General features: G+C 69.7%; 2 pseudogenes (1 of these 2 running past the window's edge). One reads left to right on the forward strand and one right to left on the reverse strand.

The features are described from left to right. Positions 1-422, forward strand: a pseudogene (locus EGH24_RS15985) (HAD-IC family P-type ATPase); the annotation flags it as partial. Continuing rightward, positions 412-422 (reverse strand): annotated as a pseudogene (locus EGH24_RS15180) (heavy metal translocating P-type ATPase); its annotated part runs 2,446 nt beyond the window's last position; the annotation flags it as partial. The pseudogenes EGH24_RS15985 and EGH24_RS15180 sit on opposite strands and share 11 nt — an antisense overlap.

Consider the following 422-nt stretch of genomic DNA (forward strand, 5'->3'; position numbering starts at 1 on the left):
CGGGGCCGAGGAACGTGGTATCGACGTGGCCGACCCCGAGGGCTTCGAGAACGTCCCCGGGCACGGCGTCAAAGCGACCGTCGACGGGGGGGAGGTGCTGGTCGGCAACCGGAAACTGCTCCGCGACAACGGCGTGGACCCCTCGGCCGCGCAGGAGACGATGGAGCGCCTGGAGAGCGAGGGGAAGACGGCCATGCTCGTCGCCTCCGAGGGCGAACTGATCGGCGTCGTCGCCGACGCCGACACGGTCAAGCGGAGCGCGAAGGACGCCGTGAGCCAACTACAGGAGCGCGGTATCGACGTGATGATGCTCACCGGCGACAACGAGCGCACCGCCCACGCGGTCGCCGAGCAGGTCGGTATCGACCCCGACAACGTCCGCGCCGAGGTCCTCCCGGAGGACAAATCCGACGCCGTGGAAG

The organism is Halonotius terrestris (assembly GCF_006861665.1).
Classification (GTDB): Archaea; Halobacteriota; Halobacteria; order Halobacteriales; family Haloferacaceae; genus Halonotius; species Halonotius terrestris.